This window comes from Caulobacter sp. RHG1, from assembly GCF_013181195.1.
Lineage (GTDB): Bacteria > Pseudomonadota > Alphaproteobacteria > Caulobacterales > Caulobacteraceae > Caulobacter.
Genome location: NZ_SMZP01000009.1, coordinates 59,907 through 79,239, shown reverse-complemented (window position 1 = coordinate 79,239; position 19,333 = coordinate 59,907). Strand labels below are relative to the sequence as shown.

The window sequence follows — 19,333 nt, the reverse complement described above, 5'->3', positions numbered from 1 at the left end:
CGTGATGTCCTAGACATTCGCCGGCCCCCGTCGACCGATCATCCCCAGGAACTTCGCCGTCGCCGAAAGCCTCATCCTGTCGTGAAAATTTCATCGAACGCCGAGCGCCCTGGCGATGTCAGGCGGCGATCTCCCACGTCGTCTCGTCCACTTGGCGAACCCGCAGGCCGAAGCCCGCGCGCAGGGCCTGAGCAAACTCGCGCGTGCCGTCGTAGCGAAACGATCCGGAGATGCGGATGCCATCCAGCTGCGAGCTCGAGGCCAAAGATAACCGGTCGCTGGAGTAGCGATTGAACGCCGCGGCGACCTGCGGCAATGGCGCGTCGCTGAACACTAGTCGCCCGTCACGCCAGGCAGTCAGCTCGTCGAGGTCGGCGGCCGCCACCTGCTGGGCGCCGGCCGGACCGGAGATCATCTGCCCTGTCGTCAATCGATGGCTCGCGGCGGCCTTGGCGGCGACGACATCCAATGCGCCGTCCTCGATCAGGATCTGCGCGGTCTCGCCCTGCTTGGTGACCTGGAAACGACCGCCGCTGCCTTGAGCGCGCTGATCACCCACCATGACCTGGAACGGCCGCTCGGGGGCCGAGCGCGCATCGAAATAGGCCTGCCCCTCGATCAGCCGCACGCGGCGGCGCGCATCGTCGTACTGAACGCGCACGGTCGACAGCGGCGCCAGCGTCACGCTGGATCCGTCAGGCAAGGGCGCGGTCAGGCGCTCGCCCGCGCCAGTGCGGATCGTGGCGCCGGCCGCGCTGGCCATCATCAGCGCTGCGCCCCCTGCCCCGGCCGCCGCGGCGGCGCCGGCCAAGCCGAAGATCGCTCGCCGGCGACTGACGCCAGAAGCCTCGCGCAAAGCCGCTGCGCGCATCGCCATCAGCCCGTCAGCGCGTTTGGCGGCGCCGAGGGTCGACCAGGCGTCGGCGGTCTCCTGATAGGCGTCGGCGTTCTCAGGTTCGTCGAGCCATTCCAGAAACTCCCGCCGATCGTCGGCTGACATGGGCCCGCGGTCGGCCTTGGCGAACCACCGGGCGGCCTCGTCGTCATGAAAGCGCGCCATCAGCCCTGCTCCCGCAGCGCGTTGCGCAGCACGGCCATCGACCGCACCAGGTGTTTCTCGACGGCGCTGACCGAGATGTTCAGTCGGGCCGCGATCTGGGCGTGGCTCATATCCTCGAAGCGGCGAAGGATGACGATGGTCCGCGCCCGCGGCGACAGCGACTTCAACGCCACCTCGATGCGTTCTAGGCTCTGCCGCCCGCCGATTACGTCTTCAGCGCCCGGCAGGTCGTCGGCCAGATCGATCCTGTCCAGTCCCACGGCGCTCAGCATCGGCCGCGTCCGCTCGCGGCGCACCTTGTCGCGCAGCAGGTTCGCCGCAGCCTCGAAGACGTAGCCATCGACACTCTCCAGGGCCATCAGGCCGGGACGGCGCAGCAGGCGCAGGAACAAGTCCTGCACCAGCTCCTCGCTGTCGGGCTGAGAGCCCGTTCGCCGCGTGAAGTAGCGCAGCAGCGGAATGCGCAGGCGCCGGGTCAGGGCCTCGAAACGCTCCGCGCCCGTCGCGTTTGCCGACTCGCGCGTCGCGCCATGATCATAGGCAGGCAAGGACATGGCGCGGCCGAATGCCACCGTGCGACGACAAGCGTGTGACGGCCCAGCTACGGCGACGAAGCCGCTACCAGCGCCAGTTCAACCGGACCGAGAACCAGCGACCCGAGGAGCCGATCTGCAGCAGGCGCGCCTTCGAGCCCTCATAGGCCAGATCGTGGGTGTTGGTCAGGTTCGAACCTGAAACCACCAGCTGGGCATGCTCGCTCAAATCGTAGCTGGCCTGGGCGTCCAGATAGCCCGCCGACCCGATCGTGAAATCCGAGACGCCCCCGCCCTGCATGTCCGCCTCCGATCGGAACGCCGATCGCCAGGACCACGAGACGTTGAGCGTGAAGGGTCCCCGCTCCAGGTACGGGCTGATCGACCAGGCCAGATCCGACACCCCCGTCAGCCGCTTGCCATCCACCCGGCTGTGCGTCCAGGTCAGGTTGGCCCAGACGCCGACGTCATCGGTCAGGCGGCGGTGCACGCCGAGCTCGGCCCCATCGACGTTCGCCCGGCCAAGGTTCTGCGGTCGCGCCATCAGCACCTGCGTCGAGACCGGCGGGCCGCTCAGGGTCTCGAAGGTCAGGGTCTCGGGCGCGTCGACCATCTGGATGAAGTCGTGGATGGTCTTGTGGAACACCGCCAGGCTGTAGCTGAAGCGGCGGCGGGTGACTTCGTAGGACAGATCCAGATTGTCGGAGACATACGGCGTCAAGGCCGGGTTGCCGCCCACGCCGCTGAAGATGACGCCGGGCTCGGGACGATCCACAGCCGCCTGACCGTAGTTGTAGATCGCCGACACCAGGATGCTGGCCGGCACGGTCGACGCCCGCAGATCGGCGAGCGAGGGCCGCGTGATCGTGCGCGAGGCGGCCATGCGCAGGATCGCGTCGTCGGCCGTCTCGAAGGCGATGTTGAAGCTGGGCAGCAAAACGTCGTGCACGCCGGCGAACGCCACCGGCTTGATCACGCCGGCGCCGCCAACGAACTCCAGCCGTGCGCCTTCCACATGGGTCCGGGTCTGGACCTGCCGCAGGCCCACATTGCCGGAGAACGGCCAGGCCGGCGCGCGACCGTCGAAGTCCAGACGGGCATAGATCGCCCTGACCTGCTCGCCGACCCGATAGGAGTTCTGCAGATCAGAGCCAGTCGGTGACAGATCGTCGGGCGTGAGAACGACGCCATCCCGTTCGCCCGGCACGACGAAGGCCGAACGCAGGCGATCGTAGTCGGCCGTGACCCAAGGCGCCGAACGGGCGCGCACGACGTCGGCGAAGACATTGCCGGCGGTCTTCTCGCGATAGATGTCGGAGACACTGAGATTTGCAGAACGCGGCGCTGCGCGACGGTCGCGCCGCTGGTAGTCGCGGCTGCGATCGCTGAATTGACCGCCCAAGCGCAGCGCCGAGACGTGCAGCCAACCCCAATGGCGATCGACCGCACGGCGAGCATTGAAGAACGCGGTGACGTCGTCATCGCGCGAGTCCACGGCCCGTAGGTTCAGCTGCGCCAGGGTCAGACGAGACGGATCCTGCAGGTCAAAGGCCGTGGTCAGCCGCGACGCCTTGCGACTGTCGACCGCATCGGCCAGGTCGAACGCATACGCCACGCCTTCCGGGGACTGGGCCGACAGGCGCAGCAACGGCGTGTCCAGCACCGAATAGGCGCTAGAGACGCTGAGGCGCGGCGTCAGCGTCCAGTCGCCTGTGCGCAACTCCGCGCCCAGCGAGGCGGCGAAGTTCAGGTGTGACTGGTCCGAGAACTCGGTGTTGTTGTCGATGCGGCCGTTCGTGACCCGTGCGGCGACGACCACCCCATCTTCGATGCGCAGATCCGCGTCCGATGCGATCAGGCGCGGACCCAGGCTGTAGACCAGCCGGTCTTCGCGGATGGTGTTGTCAAAGGTCGAGACCAGGCCGTCGAAGTCCAGTCGCAGGTCCGGCGACACCCGCCAGTCGGTGCCGATGAAGGCGCTGCGACGACGGCGATCCTCGCTTTCGACCGTGGTCCGGATATCGTTGGGCGCGACCAGAGAGACGCCTCCAACGTCGATCTTGCCGAACCGCATCGTCTGGAAACGGTCATAGCGGACAAACCGCTCCTCCTGCGAGAAGCCGGCCACTACGCCCTTGTCGCCATCGGCCGAGACGACCCGGCCGGCGAAGGAGACATCGGGCCCAAAGCCACCGGTTCGCACCTCGACGTCGCCGCCGACGCGGATCGAACCGAACGGATCCCCATCCAGCCCCCCCGCGGTCTCGATGTCGATATTGGCTCCGATGCCGCCGTCGATCATGTCGGCTGTGGCGGACTTGGCCAGGCGCGCGCCCGCCAACAGATCCACCGACAGCGCCCGAAAGCGAAACTGCCGGCCGCTCTGGGTCGAATTGCGGATGTTCTCGTTGAAGGCCACCGGCGCGCCGTTCAAGGTCACGGACTGGAACAGCGGTCCCAGGCCGCGCACGCTGACGAACTGGCCTTCGCCGACCTCATGTTCGATGGCGACGCCAGGGACGCGCTGCAGGGCCTCGGCCAGATTGGCGGCGGGGAGCCCGCCGATCTGCTCGGTGGAGACGCCATCGGAAATGACGTCCGCGGCGCGCTTTCGGCGCAGAGATTCCGCGATCTGACGTGACGGGCGACCGACGACTTCGACCGCCTCGACCTCGACCGGCTCGGGTGGCGGCGGCGGTCGCGGCGACTTCGCTGTGTGTGGCGCGGTCCAGACCCGCACGCCGCGCACGCCGACGAACCGGTGATGAAGCCCGCTTCCCTCCAGCATCCGCGCCAGCGCCTCGCGCCAGGTCATCTGGCCGCGAACCGCCTGCGTCCGCGCGGGATGGCTGGCCTGCGGAACGAAGGCCAGCTCGCAGTCGGCCTGCAGGCAAAGTTCCAGCAGCGCCGAGGACGCGTCCTGCGCGGGGATGTCGAAGCGTTGCACCCGTGCGCTGAACGACTGCGACCAGGTCTCTGGCGCAACCGCCAAGGCAAGCGCCAGGGCGGCGACGCCCCATAGGCTACGTCGCACGCCGGCGGGCGGCGATGCAGCAGGCGGTTTCAAGGACGACAGGCCCCGACGAGACGATCCGTGTCCCCCTTAGCGCGGAGGCGTGACAGCTCTGCGATGCAGGCCTACTCGGCGCGGATCAGGACGCGGCCGTCCGCGGTGCGCTCGGTGCGCACCGGCAGCAGGGCCGCCATGCGATCTGCCAAGGCCCCCTCGCCTTCCAGCGGCAGGACCGCGGTGACCTTGATGCGCGAGAGACTGGGGTCGGCCACTACCAGCGGCGCATCGGAGTAACGCGCAGCGGCGACGACGACATCGGTCAGCGGCGCATTGCGGAACACCAGCTTGCGACGACGCCACGCCGTCGTCGTCTCCACGTCCGCGACCGCTTTCTCGATGCCTGGCTGCCCAGGGCGGAAGACTGCGCGCTCGCCCGGCGACAGGACCAGGGCGCCGTCCAGCGCGGCCTTCTCGGCGACATCACGGCGACCGACCAGGACCCGCCCCTGGAGCAGCGAGACCTGGGCGCCGTCGCCGGTCAGGGCGGTCACGAACCGTGTGCCTGTGACGATCACCTGCCGGTCGCCGATGCTGACCTGGAAGGGATGGCTGGCGTCGTGGGCCACATCGAAATAGGCCGCGCCGCGCTCCAGCGTCACCCGCCGCACGTCGTCGGCAAAGGCGACACGGACGGCAGAGTTCGCATCCAGGGTCACGCGAGAACCGTCGTCCAGCGCCACATCGATGACCTGCCCCGGCGCGCTCTCGTAAAACTGCTCGACCGGCGCGGGCCCTAAGGTCGGGGTCAGGGCGACGATGGCGACGGCGGCGGCCGTGGCGGCCAATCCGCCCGCCATCACCAGGCGACGCGTGGAGCTCCCCGAACGCTCGCGTCGGCGCAGGCGTGCAATGTCCGTGATGAAGTCGCCGCGCAGGCTTTCGAGGGCCGCCTGATCAGCCTTGGCCGCCTCGTACTGACGCAGATGATCCACGTCGGCTTCCAGCCATTCCAGGAACGCGGCCTGGTCGCGCGCGCTCACGCCCGGTCGGCCCATACGCGCCAGCCAGGCCTCAGCCGTCTTCGGCCGGGCAGCGATCATGGCGGTCAGGCGGCCAAGCATAGGCGGCGGAAATCCTCTTGCGTCCGACGGCTTGGCGCATCGTCGCCGGCCGTCTCAAAAGCCACAACGATCCAGGGACGCGACACCTCAGTCATGTCGCGTTTTCTTCAGCTGGCGCAGCGCTTCAGCGATGTGTTTCTCGACCATGCTAACCGACACGCCCAGGCGGTCGGCGATCTGGCGATAGGTATTGGCTTCGAACCGGTGCAGCAGGAAGGCGTCGCGCGTCTTCGGCGGCAGAGCGCGGATGACGGCGGCGGCGGCGGCCAGATCCTGACGGCCGATCAGGCGCTGATCGGCGGAAGGCGTTTCACTGGCGATCGCGCGTGGGCCGGCGTCCAGATCGTGAATGTCGTCGACGCTGCGACGCGTCTTCTCCCGTCGGCCGGATTTCCAGCCATCGAGTTGCAGGTTTCGCGCGATGACGAACAACAACGGCCGCGCGTCCGGCGCCGCCAGATCGTGGCCCGCACGATGAAACCGCACGAAGGCTTCCTGGACGACGTCCTCGACCTCTCCTGCCCGGTCGCGGCGCTGGAGATAGGCGATCAGGTCGCGACGCAGAACAGCCGCCAAGGCGTCGGGGCGCGTGGCGACCCCGCCCTTCTCCGCGCGCTCGGGAACGCCGAACGCGCCCGCGGCCGGAGATTGAAGCCGCGCGCCCAAGCTTGGACCTGGCACCAGATTCCTCTTCGCCTTCATGGGTCGCAGCCATCGCCCAAAAGCATGACACTTTTTCTGGGCGACTGCTGGACGACCGAAAAGAACAGGACGGCCGGCGTTCGCCGACCGTCCTGACGTCAGTTTACGGATTAGAAGTTCAGGCGCAGGCCCAGGCTGAAACGACGGCCCGACTTCTCGTCCATCACCGGGAACGACGGATCCATCGTGTAGCCCTTGGTCCGCGCGTCGGTGACATTGATGCCCTCGAGGCTGACCTGGACGTTGTCGTTGATGTTGTAGCTGACCGAGATATCGGCCTGGCCGTAGCCGCTACGCCAGACCGGATACATTTCGTAGCCGATGCTTTCGACGTACTTGCCCTTGTGATTGTACGAGACGCGAGCCTGGAACTTGGCGTTCTCGTAGAACAGGGTGACGTTGTAGGCCTTGTCGGCCAGGCCCGGGAGCGACATCGGCACGTTGAGCAGCGACGCACCGTTCAGCGAGCTGTCCAGGATCGTGTAGTTGGCGTTAATCCCGAAGCCCTTGGCCGGCTCCCAGAACAGGCCGAACGGCACGATCGCCACCATTTCGAAGCCCGTGGCCTTGCTGGTCCCGGCAACGTTGATCGGCTGATAGACGTCGAAGTCGTAGACGCCGTCGATCGTGCCATTGGCGTTGTACTTGGTGACGTTCGGCACCGTACCCGTCAGGGCCTGGCGGATCACGCCCTCCAGCTTCTTGTTGAAGTACGAGACCGCCAGCAGACCGCCTTCCGGCAGGTACTTCTCGAGACCGATTTCCCACTGCTCGGCGAAGATCGGCTTCAGGTTCGGGTTGCCGTCCGTGAAGCGGAACGAGTTCCAGCTGGCCGTGCGCTTGTAGGCCAGGTCCGTCAGGCCCGGACGCATCAGGGTCTTCGACGCGGCGCCGCGCAGCACGATGCTGTCGGTCAGTTCGGCGGTGAAGTTCACGCTGGGCAGCAGCTTGTTGTAGCTGCCGTCGCTGGACACCGGTTCGGGGGTGTAGGTCGTGCCGCCGGTCGGGGTCTGGATCTGGTGGTAGCCCGACGAGGTCACCGAGGTGTCCACGTAACGGACGCCGCCGTTGATCGCCACCGGCACGGGGCCGACGTCGAAGCCCAGATCGGCCATGGCGTAGAGGCTCTTCACCTCTTCCGATACCTCATAGTAGTCGCCCGGCGTGAACGGCGTCGAGAAACCGGCGTAGCGGAAGGTCTCGCGCGCGTACTCGTTGGAGATCTGGCTCCAGGTGATGTCGCGGATGCTGTACTTGCCGCCCGGCACCAGTTGGTCGATCGGCGTCAGCGGGCTGTCGGACATCTTGCGGGTGTTGAGCCAGGCGGAGCTGCCGGCGCTGGGGCCCTGGATGTTCAGGGCGCCGTACTGACGCTCCTTCGACCGATCGGTGTAGCGGGCGCCGACCTGCACGGCCTTCAGGGCCGGGAAGAAGCTCAGCGAGAACTCCTTGGTGAAGTCCAGCTGGGCCGCGTACTTGTCGTCCTTGATCTTCTCGACGTTGGTCTCATAGGCCTCGAACAGGTACGAGGCGGGGCTGTTGTACATGTCGATCGAGGCCGGGTTGGCGCTCTTGACGGTCTCGCCGCCCTTTTCCGTCCAGCGGGTGCGCGACGGGGCGTAGGCCACGTGCTTGAGGTTGGAGAAGTCGATGGTCTTCTCGGCGCCCGAATAGCCGGCCAGACCATGCAGGGTCCAGCTGTCGCCACGCCAGTTGAACTCGGTGCCGAACTGGGCGTAGTCGGTCTTGCTGATCCGCTCCTTGCTCAGCATTTCGTGCTGGGTGGCGGTGTAGGAGACGTCGCGCAGAACGACGATGCCGTACTCCGACAGGGTTTCCTTGTCGTAGCTGTGGATGGTCTCGAACGTGCTGCGGCTGGAAGCCGAATAGGCCGCCGCGTCATACTCGTCCTCGGTGTTGTCGAAACCGCCGACCATGGCGTCGAAAGCGATGTCGAAGTTCGCCGACGGCTTGTACTGCAGCGAGGCCGTGCCGCCCCACTGGTCCTGGGTGTTCAGATAGGCGCGGTCGCCGACCTTGTCCTGGAAGATGATGCGGCCGGTCTGGTCGCGGTTGCGGACGTCGGTGACGACGACGCCGGCGTCGCGCGCCAGTACGGAGACGGCCTGGGAAGCGCGCGTCCCGCCGGCTTCCAGGAAGCGGAACGCCGGACGGAAGTTGATGCCCGAGTTACTGTCGGTGCGGTTGGTGCGGCGCGCGGCCGAGAACGACACCAGGCCGCCCCAGTCACCCCAGGTGTCGCTGGCCAGGAACGAGACCTTCGGGTCGCTCTTCTTCGAGATCGAGTTGTACGCGCCCTCGGCCGAGGCGACCAGCTTGCGGCCGCTGTAGTCGAACGGACGGGCCGTCGAGATGAACACCGAGCCGGCGATGCCGCCTTCTTCGTCCGACGCGCGCGGCGACTTTTGGACGGTGACCTGCTGGATCACTTCCGAGGCGAAGATGTCGAACTCGACGTCACGGCCGCCGCCGCTCGAGGCCGTGGCCGTGCCCAGGTTGTTGATGCTGACGAAGGTGTACTCGCTGGGCAGGCCCCGGACGCTGACGCGGCCGCCCAGGCCCTTGTTACGCTCGATGGTGACGCCCGGCATGCGCTGCAGCGCTTCGGCCAGGTTCTGTTCCGGGAAGTTGGCGACGTCGGTGGCGACGATCGAGTCCGAGAAGCCGGTCGTTTCGCGCTTCATGTCCACGGCCTTCTGCAGGCTGCGGCGATAGCTGCCGGTGACGACGATCTCTTCGATCGACGCGTCTTGCGGCGCGGCGGCCTGGGCGTGGGCGCCCGTGGCGGCGAACAGGCCGACGGCGGCGCAGCTGGTCATCAGCCAGGCCGTATGGCGCGCGCGGCGGCCCTTCGTGTTCAGTTCGATCATCGCTATCCCCTGGTCTTTGTGGCGACGGCGGGGTCATTGGACATGCTGTCCAACCCACGCCCCCGACGCCCTCAACGACGCGGCCCCAAGGGGCCTCAGCGGGGAATGTCTGATTTCATCAAAACTTCACGCCCGGCGAAGCCCGCGCCCTAGGGCTTGGTCGCCTGATAGCGGGCGTCCAGGAAGGTCGCGATCTGGTCGACCAGCGGCGTGAACCAGGGCTCGAGCAGCCAGAACGGGTGCGGCGTACCCGGCGGCAGATCGTGGATCTCGGCGACCAGGCCCAGAGCCTGCAGGCGCGCGGCCATCTCAGGCCGTCCAGGCAGGATGGGCGACTTGCCGTTGGTGGCGAAGAACAGCGACGGCGCGCTGGCAGGGCCGACATAGGTCAGGGGCGAAGCGGCGAACCAGGTCTCGCGGCGCTCGACATAGTTGCCGCCCAGGAACCGCGAGGTCGCGCCCTGCCGCTTCTGTTCCTGGGCGATCAGGGCCGCGTCGGGAAAGCTGGCCGCGCCATCGATATCGACCATGGCCTGCACGGCGCTGGCCTTGGCTTCGAACCTCGGGCTGTCCTCAAGCGCCGCCACACCATTGCTGGCCCCGACCAAGGCAGCCAGATGCCCGCCGGCCGAGCCGCCGGCGATGGCGATGAACTCAGGGTCGACGCCGAACGTCTTGGCGTTGGCGCGCACCCAGCGCACGGCCGCCTTCACATCATGAACCGCGCCGGGGAAACGTCCGGCCGCGCCCAGGCGATAGCTGACCGGAATGGCGACAAAGCCCCGGGCGGCCAAGGCCTTGGCCAGATTTCTTTCCATCTGGCGCGAGCCGGACTCCCAGCCCCCGCCGTGCAGGATCAGCACTGCGGGCCGCGGTCCCGCCGCGCTGGGACGATAGACGTCCAGGCGGAGGACGTCGTCGCCGCGTCTCAGGTATTCCAGGTCCTCGCGAGCTTGGATCGCGCCGGCGGGCGGATCGGTCGGGACCGAGACGGCGATGCCCGCGCTGCGCATCTCGCCAAGCACCCGCTCGACCGTAAACGGCGCCGATGCCCCGCTCTGGGCGGACGCCGCGCTGCCGGCGCTCAAGACGAACAGTGAGAGGGCCTGCGCTAAAGCCAGGCCAACCTTACGCGCTTGCAAAGACCACCTCAGGAAAACGAGCGCCGGGACGGCGGTCCACATAATACCGTCGACCGGGGTTGTCGCCCGCCTACCTTCATCTTCCCGTGAAGCGAAGCACCGTGATCGAGCGGAACGGTTTCTCCGGCCGCAGCACCGTCGTGGGGAATGTTGGCTGGTTGGGGCTGTCTGGCAGGTGCTGCGTTTCGAAGGCCAGGCCGGCATAGCGGGGATAGGCCACGCCCTCCGAGCCTGTCTCGCCGCCATCGAAGCCGTTGCCGGTGTTGAACTGCACCGAGGGTTCGGTGGTCAGGATGGTCATGCGGCGACCGCTGGACGGGTCCTCGATCCAGCCGGCCAGCCTGGGCGCCGGCGTGGCGGCGTCGGCCAGCACCAGGCTGTGATCGAAGCCGTTCGACGAAGCCAGCAGCCGGTCGTCCAGCTTCAGCACGTCGCCCACCCGGCGGGGCGTACGGAAGTCCAGCACCGTGCCGGCCACCGAGGGCAACGCCCCCGTCGGGGCCTTGCGGGCGTCGACCTCGGCGTAGCGAGCGGCGTCGATTTGGACACGATGGTCGGCCACGGTCCCCTGCCCCGCCCCGGCTAGGTTGAAGAAGGCGTGGTTGGTCGGGTTGATCACCGTGGGCGCGTCGGTGCGAGCCTCATATTCGATGCGAAGTTCATTGGCCTGGCGCATCAGGCGGTAAGTCACAGTCAGCTCGACCGCGCCCGGAAAGCCCTGGTCGCCGGCCGGGCTGAGCAGACGATAGCGGACGCCGACCGAGCGGCGATCGGAGACGAGACTGCTGCTCCAGACGCGCTTGTCGTAGCCGTTCGCCCCCCCGTGCAGGGTCATGTTGTTGCGGCCGGCCTCAAGCTGGTGGGTCGTCCCGTCCAGGGTGAAGCGCGCGTCGGTGATCCGGCCGGCATAGCGCCCGACCACCGCGCCGTAGCGACGCTGGTTGGTCTCGTAGGCGGCGATATCGGGCCGGTTCAGCACGACGTTGGCGAACCGGCCCTGGCGATCCGGCGTCCTGATCGCCGTCAGGGTCGCGCCGAAGTCGATGGCCGCGACGGTCATGCCCAGGTCGTTGCGCAGAACCGTCCTGACGACGGCGACGCCGGCCTTCGTCTCACCAAACGGCTCACGTCGAACCTCGGCGGCCTGGGCCAGCCCTGCAACGGACAGCAACAGCACGGCGAGCTTAAGCATCGATCCAGAGCACCGGCTGGCGAAGCGGATAATTGCGGACAATCTCGGCGTCGGTCGGGTCCGGGTCCAGACGTTTCCACAGATCCAGATAATCCGTTCGCCCCAAGGCCAGGCCGCCGAACAGCAGACTGGGCTGACGAACAGGCCAACCGTCCCAAGCCTCGACGTCGGGCGGCCTGGGCCAAGTCGTCTTGTCGGCGATGAACGGCGCCATCCAGGCCAGCGCATCTGCGATCGATCCGCCGGTCTGCCCCTTGAAGGTCCAGAGATCGTCGCCCGGCGTGGAAAGCACGTGAGCGCAGGCCGCCAGGACGTCCAGGTTGAACAGGCAGTAGCCGTAGGGCTTGGTGCGGGCCAGCTCCAGGGGCTGGGACCCGTCGGCGGCGATCTGGCCGGGGACCAGCGCCTTAATCCGGCCCCGCGCCACGTCCAGCTCGACCGGGCGGTGCGTCAGCTTGGCGAATTCGGCGGCCTGCAGGGCCCAGCAACTGCCGTGGTTGTTCTTCTGGTTTCGTTCGTCGATCCCCTTGGCCGAGGTGGTCATCCAGGTCAGGTAGGCGTCGAACCACGCCACGGTCGGGGCATAGACCGCCGCCTTGGGCCGCGCGGCCCTGAGCACGGAAACGGCGCGGGCGACCTCGACCAGGTGGAGAGTGTCGATGACCCCGATCCCGCGCCCCGTGTTCACGCCGATGATCGCCTGGGCGTGCTCCAGGTGCGGGTTCATTTTGGTCTTAGGCGAGACGAACCACGCCTGCAGATGCTTCTCGGCATGCTCGGCGTAGTGGGCCTGTCCGGTTACTTGGTAGGCCGCCGCCAAGGCCGGCAGCTGGACGCCCAGGCGGATCACCGCGTCCCGGTGGGCGGTGAACTTGTCGGGATTGGAGAAGCCGTCCTTGCGGACATAGGGCCCGGCCGGATGGGCGGAGTTGGGCCACCAGTAGTCGGCCTCGGAATAGTAGTCGTGAGGGCCGGCTGGACTACGCTCGGCCGCGAAGGCCGTGATCGTCACCGGGCGCTCGGCCAGATAGCGATCGGCGGCCTTCAGGATCCGGCCGCGGTCGATGGCGGCCAGATCCAAAGCCTGCGCCGAGGTCCCGAAGGCCCCGACGACACCGGCCGTCCCCAGACAGAAGTCGCGTCGATTCATGAAACGGCTCCTGAGCGGGCGAATAAAGAAATCCCGCGCCCCGCCTGCGCGGGAACATCCGTGATCAGATGCGCCGCCGGGAGGGACGGCGCATCTGTCAAACTAACGGACCGCGTTCGGCGGCGGGACAGTGTCGGCGCGATGGGAACGAAGATTAGATCGCGCCGATGAGGGGGTCAGATCAGAAGCGCATCCGGACGCCGAAATAGATCTGCGAGCCGTTGTCGCTGACCTCGGTGATGGAGTCTTCGCCGGGCTTGAACATGATGTCCCGGGTGTTGGTGACGTTCAGAGCCTGCAGCTTCAGCTGGACCTGCTTGGTCAGGTCGTAGGTCGCCGACAGGTTCAGGAAGCCCGAGCCCTTGACGCTGCGGTTCGAGCCGCTGTTGGGCTTGAAGTAGTTCGAACGGTAGCGGTACGAGGCCCGCAGCGAGAGTTTGTCGTTCTCCCAGTAGACCGAGCCGTTGCCCGTATACTTCGACAGGCCGATCAGGTTGGCCGGATCGACGTAGGGACCGACCGTCGACGGATCGGCGAACTCGAAGTCGGCCTCGGTGATCGCCAGGCTGCCCGAAACCCCGAACCCGCTCAGCAGACCCGGCAGGTAGGTGAAAGCGTGGTTGCCGCTGAACTCGATGCCGTACAGCTCGCGCGTGTTCGGGTCGTTGGCCGGGGCGATGGCGTTGAAGGTCACCGGCTGGCCGTTGGCGATGATCGTGGTCGGCAGCGGCTCGCGGGCGTCGAACGCGGCCCCCTTCAGCCGCTTGTAATAGGTGGCCACGGCGAAGGAGGTGTCGCGATTGACGTAGAACTCCAGCGAGGCGTCCAGATTCCATCCGCGGATCGGCTTGAGGTTCGGGTTGCCGGTGGTGCTGTTGACCAGGACGGACTCGACCGTGGTGCCGTTGGCGTCGGCGACCGGGGTGATGCCGACGTTGAAGTCCTCGATGCCCGAGCGCGACAGGCCCTTGTACGCGGCCAGGCGCAGCTTGATCACGTCGCTGAGGTCGAAGGCGACGTTGGCGCTGGGCAGGAAGTACTCGTAGCCGCCCGTGCCCTCGATCTCCTCAAGCGGGGTGCCCGGGGTGCGGATCACGATGGCGGCCGAGCCGCCGGTCGACGGCGTCACGGTGACCTCGCCGCGGAAGCCCTTCGACAGCACGCGGGTGCGCACATAGCGAACCCCCGCGTTACCCGAGACCGGCGTGTCGCCCAGCTGGGTGCGGAAGTTGGTCATCACATAGGCGGTGCTGATCCGCTCACGGATGTTGGAGTCTTCCGGACCCGGGGCGTTGGCCGGCAGCGGGTTGCTGTCGCGGCCGGTATAGGTGCGGAACAGGCAGTCGTTGTCGAACAGCGCCCACGAGCGGACATTGCCCTTGCCGTCCATGAAGTTGCTGTTGACGAACGGCGTGCGGCAGTTGGCGTTGGCGGCGGCGACCAGCTGGGCCGGCGTGCGGCCGTCATAGGCGACCGGCAGGTTCACGTCGGCGTTGTTGTTGGCGTCCTGGGTGCGGCGGTGATCCGACAGGCGGCCACCGAACTTGACGCTCTGGAAGAAGCCGTCGCCCAGCTCGTAGGTCACGTCCGCCCGCACGGCGCCGATCTTGTCGAAGCGGTCGGTGACCTGACGATAGCGCGCGTAGTTGCTGTTGTTGGTCGGCGTGGCGATCAGGAAGTTCGACGCATCGTTGACGTCGAAATTGCTGAAGGTCACCGACGGGACCTCGTCGCCCGTCGCGTCCAGCGTATAGGCCACGCGGTTGGCCGAGCGCATGTTGGTGGCCTTCTGCAGCTCGGTGCGGTGCGACTGCGAGTATGACAGGTCGCCGCTGACCGTCAGGCGCTCGGTGGGCGTCCAGGTCACCGCGCCGCCGCCACCGATGTACTTCTCGTTACGCTGGCGGTTCTCCAGCTGGATCTCGAGGTTGGAGTTGCCGCTGTAGCGCATCAGGGCGCCGTTGCTGTAGTCGCCGCCGTCGCCGACCAGCAGCGGCTGGATGCCGCGCAGGCCCTCGGTGATGGCCAGCTGGTTGCGGCGTTCGCCGCTGTTGCGGGTCGAGTATTGGCCGTCCAGGCTGATGTCGAGGTTCGGCGTGGGCTTCCACTGGAAGGTGCCCATCACCGCTTCGCGAACTTCGTCGGTGACCTTGGCCTGGAAGGTGCGGGCGCTGGTGGCGAAGTACCGCGGGCCGACGGTCGAGCCGGCCGGCGCGGTCGTCGCGTTCGAGCAGTTGGCCGTCGCCGTACCCGGGGCTGCGGCATAGGTGGTGCACGGCACGAAGGCCGAGTTGGTGATGTAGTAGTCTTCGGGCGTGGCCTGATCCAGGCGCTGGTAGCCCAGGCTCACCCCCATCTCGCCCAGCTTGGTGTCCCAGCTGTCGGTGTAGGAGATGTTGCCGCGATACCCCAGGCCGTTGCGGCCGCGGATGTCGGCGTCCTTGGGCAGGTAGGCGCCGCGGACTTCCATCTGGATGCGGCGCTTGCCGTAGTCGATCGGGCGGATCGACTTCAGCTCGATGACGCCAGCGAGGCCGCCTTCGAGGAAGTCGGCTTGTTGCGACTTGTAGACCAGCACGCCGTTGACCAGCTCCGACGGGAACTGCTGGAAGGCCACCGAGCGGTCGGGACCGGCGGTCGAGACCTCGCGGCCATTGAAGGTCGAGAAGCTGAGCGTCGGGCCAAGACCGCGGACGGACAGCTCGTTGGCGTTGCCCTTGAAGCGGTCGGCGGTGACGCCGGTGATGCGCTCCAGCGTATCGGCCACGGAGTTGTCGGGCAGAGCGCCGATCTCATCGTTGACGATGCCGTCGACGATGACGCTGGCGGTGCGCTTGGTTTCGATCGAGCTGCGCTGGGTGGCGCGGGCCGAGGTGACGACGATCTCGTCGACGGCGGCCTCCTCGGCCTGCGGCGCCGCGGTCTGGGCCCAGGCGTGGGCCGGCAGGATGATGGCCGCCGACAGCAGCAGGCCGCGATAGAATTGGGACTTCATAGGCTCTTCCCCTCTTACTTATCTTTGTTTTTGTTGATGGTTTCCGCCTCAGCGGTAGTCGATCCGCCAGGTGATCTTGAACGGACCGGCGGCCGGCGCGCCTTGGCAGACGACCTTGGTCGCCATGGCCCCGGTCGCGGCGCGGTATTCCTTGTCTTCGCCCGGCGCGCTGGCCGCGCAGGCCTTGATCCCCTCGACGGCGAAGCGGCGCACCGCGCCGTCGGCGAAGGTGGTTACGCCGCCGGCCTGAGTGGCGCCGGTGGAGAACGAGCCCAGCTGCAGCTCGACGTCCTTGACGGTCACGCCCTTGGCCGGGGTGAAGACGTCGGTGCGGGTGATCCGGCCGGGCTCGAGGACGTAGGTCGTGGCGACCGAGACCCGGGCGTCGGCGACGGGCGCGCGGTCACCCATCCGGTCCAGTTCGTCCTGGCGCCAGGAGACGGTGGTGCGCGCGCCCTTGGCGTCGACCTTGACGTCCTTGATGTAGGCCAGCGGCATCAGCTGCGCGCCGTCGTCCAGCGTCAGGCGCGGGGTCAGGAACGGGGCGACGCCGTCGGGCGAGGCTTCCAGCATTCCCGGCGAGAACGGGATCGGGAAGTACGGATTGTGCATGTGCTGGCTGGCGCCGCCATTGATCACCGGCAGGCTGATCATCCGCTCGCCGTCGCGGGTGCTGACCAGCAGGCGGTCGTACTTTCCCTTGGCGAACCAGGTGACCTGGCGGCGCGGCAGGGTGGCGAGGCCCTTGGCCCAGTCGGCGGCCGGGGCCTTGTTCGCATAGCCCATCCGCGCCCAGTGGGCGCTGGTGTAGGCATATTGGTGGGCCAGCGAGAGGTTCTCGCCCAGGATCCGGAACTTGCCGCGATAGTCGTCGGTGCGGCGGCCGCCGTCCCACAGGTTCACCGAACCGGTCTTGGGGTCCTGCCAGAACTCGACATAGCGCTGGGCGGCGCGGGCCGCGTAGGCATAGGCCAGATCCTTCTGCTGCGGCGTCAGCAGGTCCAGCACCGCCGCGGCGGTCAGGGTCTCGATGATCGCCGTCTCGCCGTAGGGACCGATGCTGCGGCCGTACTCGAAGCCGCGCCCTTGCGCGTCCAGGCGCATCAGCATGACGTCTGCCGACTTGCGCAGCCAGGCCAGGGTCTCGGCCGGCGGCTTGCCGCCGGTCTCGATGTAGCGCTGGGCGATCTCGCCGGCCAACAGGACGCTATAGCGGTCGAAGCGCCCGTCGCCGTCGGTCTCGTCGGCGAAGCCGTACTGGCCCGAATAGAGGTCGTAGTGCTCGGCGATCTTGGCGTAGAGCTTCTCGGCGGGCGCCCCGTCATCCCAGCCCATGGTGGCGCGCAGGCGGGCCATGGCGAAGGCCACGCAGTAGTAGTTGTTGGGGTGGTCGATCAGCGCATAGGTGTCGACGTCGACGAACATCCGCCAGTCCAGCCGCACGCGCAGCTTCGCCAGGGTCAGCGGATCGACGGCCTCCTTCAGGCGACCGGCCTCGCGCAGCTTGTTCAGGGCCGACAGGTAGTAGTAGGCGCCCCAGCTGTCGTTGGCGTCGTCGGCGGTCAGCTTGGCGATCTTGCGGAAGTCGGCCAGGTATTTGGGCAGGCGCGGATCGTCGGCCGGCAGGGCGATCAGATAGTCCACCAGGCCCAGGGCGATCTTGCCGGGCAGGAACTTGTCGCTGCCGTTGAACACCGGGGTGCCGTCCAGCTCCAGCTTGCGGCCGTCCTTGACCAGCTTGATCAGCAGCTGCTCGGTCTGGGGCTGGATGCGGTCGCGGACCGTGGCGTCGAAGGCGGGGATGGGCGCGGTTTGAGCGGCAAGGCTCGGACCGGCCAGGCCCAGCAGGATGAGGCTCGAAAGCGCAGTAACCGGTGTCAGCTTCAAGAACGATCCTCCCGAGATGGTCGTTTCGACCTTGCTCTTGACCGTTCCGACGCGCTGGCCGGCGACCTCCTCAAAAGTTTTTTCAGGCGCCCCGCATTTTATCGCGCAGCGTGCAGCTCGACGCTGGTGGCGGTCTTCTCGACCCGCACGGGGAAGTAGGACTGCACGGCCTCGACGAAGGCGGCGCTGTCGCCGGCGTTGAAGGTGCCGCTGACCCGAAGGCCACGCAGGCGAGCGTCGGCGACCACCACCTGCAGGGTCGAGTAGTGGTTCATCTCGGCGGCCGCGTCGGCCAGGGCGACATTGTCCAGCACCACCTGCCCGCGCCGCCAGGCCAGGGCGTGGTCGAGATCGGCGGCGACCGGCGCGCTCACAGCGAGACCGTCGCCCAGCACCATGGTCTGGCCGGGGCGCATCACCGCCAGGGTCGCAGCGCTTTCGTGATTGCTGACCGACACCTTGCCCTCGGCCAGGACCACGATGGTCTCGCGCGGCTCGCGGCGAACCGAGAAGGCCGTGCCCAGGGCGGTGACCGTGCGCGGGCCGGCGCGGACCCGCATCGGCCGGGACGCGTCCTTGGCCACCTCGAAATAGGCGCGGCCGGCGACCAGATCGACCGAGCGCAGGCCGGGCGTGTAGCGAACCCGCATGACCGTCAGGGCGTCCAGGGTCACGCGGCTGCCGTCGGCCAGGGTCAGGGTGCGCTGCTCGCCCAGCGCGGTCTGGATCAGCTGGTCCTCTTCGCCGCGCCGGCCAAGCCACCAGGCGGTCGGCGCAGCCACGGCGGCGATCAGGCCAGCCGCGACCAGACGCCGGTCGAAGCGTGTGACCTTGGGCCGTCGCGCGCGGGCCAGGGCGTCACGGCGCGCGGCCAGAAGCTCGGAAGTCCCAGCCCCCTCCCCGATCAGCCGCCAGGCGGCCTCGGCGCGGTCATAGGCTTCGGCATGGGCCAGGTTCTCGTCCAGCCAGCGCGTGAAGCCCGCCTCGTCCACGGCGTCGCCGCCGAGACGCCGCGCGGCCCAGCCGGCGGCGGCTTCGTCGATCAGGGACTGTTGCAACGGGTTCGACACGGCTCAGCTCTTGTAGGGACCGGGCGACCGCATCAGGTGCGCCAGGGCCTTGATGATGTACTTCTCGACCGAGCTGACGGACACACCGAAAGCGCGGGCGATCTCGGCGTGCTTCCAGCCCTCCAGCCGGTGCAGGATGAAGGCGTCGCGGGTCCGCTCGTCCAGCTGGTTCAGCCGCTGCATCACTGTCTGCAGCGCCTGCCTATCCTGTAAGACGCGCTCGGGCGAAATACCCTCAAAGCGTTCCTGCCGGTGCTCGGTCTCGCTCAGGTGGCTGCGGAAGGTCTTGTCCCGCCGCATCCGGTCGCGCAGCAGATTGACCGCCGTGCTGAAGACGAAGGCCTCGGGATTGTCGAGGTCCGCGCCCTCCGGTCGCCGCACCAGGCGCAGGAACACCTCCTGCGTCAGGTCCTCAGCCTCCTCGCGCGAGCGCACGCGGCGCTCGAAATAGGCGATCAGCGGGCCACGATAGGCTGCCGACAGGCGCTCGAAGAAGGCGTGCTCGCGCGGATCGAGTTTGGGCTGCGCGACCATGCCTAGACCGGTACCTCCCTAAGACGGCTCTCTCGTCCGCTCT

General features: G+C 67.7%; 13 protein-coding genes. All 13 read right to left on the bottom strand.

What is annotated here, in order from left to right; all coding sequences use genetic code 11:
• Window positions 1–118: 118 nt before the first annotated feature.
• The 13 genes from E1H18_RS22310 to E1H18_RS22250 all read right to left on the bottom strand — a co-directional run bounded on the left by E1H18_RS22310 (window position 119) and on the right by E1H18_RS22250 (window position 19,290).
• Complete coding sequence (locus E1H18_RS22310; RefSeq protein WP_172272968.1) at window positions 119–1,060, bottom strand: FecR domain-containing protein; 942 nt, start codon at window positions 1,058–1,060, stop codon at window positions 119–121.
• Window positions 1,060–1,614: an RNA polymerase sigma factor gene (locus E1H18_RS22305; RefSeq protein ID WP_172272966.1), complete on the bottom strand. Its 555-nt coding sequence runs from the start codon at window positions 1,612–1,614 to the stop codon at window positions 1,060–1,062. Before E1H18_RS22305 ends, E1H18_RS22310 begins: the two co-directional genes overlap by 1 nt.
• A 64-nt stretch (window positions 1,615–1,678) precedes the next feature.
• Window positions 1,679–4,627 carry a TonB-dependent receptor gene (locus tag E1H18_RS22300; protein ID WP_370526575.1) on the bottom strand — a complete coding sequence of 983 codons (2,949 nt, stop codon included), beginning with the start codon at window positions 4,625–4,627 and terminating at the stop codon, window positions 1,679–1,681.
• A gap of 104 nt (window positions 4,628–4,731) precedes the next feature.
• Window positions 4,732–5,727 (bottom strand): FecR domain-containing protein, encoded by a 996-nt coding sequence (locus E1H18_RS22295; protein WP_172272964.1) that lies wholly within the window; start codon window positions 5,725–5,727, stop codon window positions 4,732–4,734.
• 87 nt (window positions 5,728–5,814) lie between these two features.
• A complete protein-coding gene (locus E1H18_RS22290; RefSeq protein WP_370526574.1) occupies window positions 5,815–6,408 on the bottom strand; it encodes an RNA polymerase sigma factor in 594 nt (197 codons plus the stop codon).
• Between the two features lie 131 nt (window positions 6,409–6,539).
• The gene (locus tag E1H18_RS22285) at window positions 6,540–9,320 is read right to left on the bottom strand and encodes a TonB-dependent receptor (protein WP_172272960.1); all 2,781 of its coding nucleotides are present in this window, start codon (window positions 9,318–9,320) and stop codon (window positions 6,540–6,542) included.
• Between the two features lie 149 nt (window positions 9,321–9,469).
• On the bottom strand, window positions 9,470–10,408 hold the full coding sequence (locus tag E1H18_RS22280) for an alpha/beta hydrolase (RefSeq protein ID WP_172272958.1): 939 nt from the start codon (window positions 10,406–10,408) through the stop codon (window positions 9,470–9,472).
• 130 nt (window positions 10,409–10,538) lie between these two features.
• Window positions 10,539–11,654, bottom strand: coding sequence for an aldose epimerase family protein (locus E1H18_RS22275; protein WP_172272955.1), 1,116 nt, complete (start codon window positions 11,652–11,654; stop codon window positions 10,539–10,541).
• Window positions 11,647–12,804, bottom strand: a complete 1,158-nt coding sequence (locus tag E1H18_RS22270; protein WP_172272952.1) for an alginate lyase family protein — start codon at window positions 12,802–12,804, stop codon at window positions 11,647–11,649. Before E1H18_RS22270 ends, E1H18_RS22275 begins: the two co-directional genes overlap by 8 nt.
• A 181-nt stretch (window positions 12,805–12,985) precedes the next feature.
• Window positions 12,986–15,799, bottom strand: a complete 2,814-nt coding sequence (locus E1H18_RS22265; RefSeq protein ID WP_172272949.1) for a TonB-dependent receptor — start codon at window positions 15,797–15,799, stop codon at window positions 12,986–12,988.
• Between the two features lie 48 nt (window positions 15,800–15,847).
• The gene (locus E1H18_RS22260) at window positions 15,848–17,686 is read right to left on the bottom strand and encodes a hypothetical protein (protein WP_172272946.1); all 1,839 of its coding nucleotides are present in this window, start codon (window positions 17,684–17,686) and stop codon (window positions 15,848–15,850) included.
• 98 nt (window positions 17,687–17,784) lie between these two features.
• Window positions 17,785–18,756, bottom strand: coding sequence for a FecR domain-containing protein (locus E1H18_RS22255; RefSeq protein ID WP_172272944.1), 972 nt, complete (start codon window positions 18,754–18,756; stop codon window positions 17,785–17,787).
• Window positions 18,757–18,759: 3 nt separating this feature from the next.
• A complete protein-coding gene (locus E1H18_RS22250; protein ID WP_172272942.1) occupies window positions 18,760–19,290 on the bottom strand; it encodes an RNA polymerase sigma factor in 531 nt (176 codons plus the stop codon).
• Window positions 19,291–19,333 lie beyond the last annotated feature (43 nt).

What these genes read in the sequence shown, in the direction of transcription:
- E1H18_RS22310 (WP_172272968.1), bottom strand. Translation starts at nt 1,060, where the DNA reads ATGGCGCGCTTTCATGACGACGAGGCCGCCCGGTGGTTCGCCAAGGCC.
- E1H18_RS22305 (WP_172272966.1), bottom strand. Translation starts at nt 1,614, where the DNA reads ATGTCCTTGCCTGCCTATGATCATGGCGCGACGCGCGAGTCGGCAAAC.
- E1H18_RS22295 (WP_172272964.1), bottom strand. Translation starts at nt 5,727, where the DNA reads ATGCTTGGCCGCCTGACCGCCATGATCGCTGCCCGGCCGAAGACGGCT.
- E1H18_RS22285 (WP_172272960.1), bottom strand. Translation starts at nt 9,320, where the DNA reads ATGATCGAACTGAACACGAAGGGCCGCCGCGCGCGCCATACGGCCTGG.
- E1H18_RS22275 (WP_172272955.1), bottom strand. Translation starts at nt 11,654, where the DNA reads ATGCTTAAGCTCGCCGTGCTGTTGCTGTCCGTTGCAGGGCTGGCCCAG.
- E1H18_RS22270 (WP_172272952.1), bottom strand. Translation starts at nt 12,804, where the DNA reads ATGAATCGACGCGACTTCTGTCTGGGGACGGCCGGTGTCGTCGGGGCC.
- E1H18_RS22265 (WP_172272949.1), bottom strand. Translation starts at nt 15,799, where the DNA reads ATGAAGTCCCAATTCTATCGCGGCCTGCTGCTGTCGGCGGCCATCATC.
- E1H18_RS22250 (WP_172272942.1), bottom strand. Translation starts at nt 19,290, where the DNA reads ATGGTCGCGCAGCCCAAACTCGATCCGCGCGAGCACGCCTTCTTCGAG.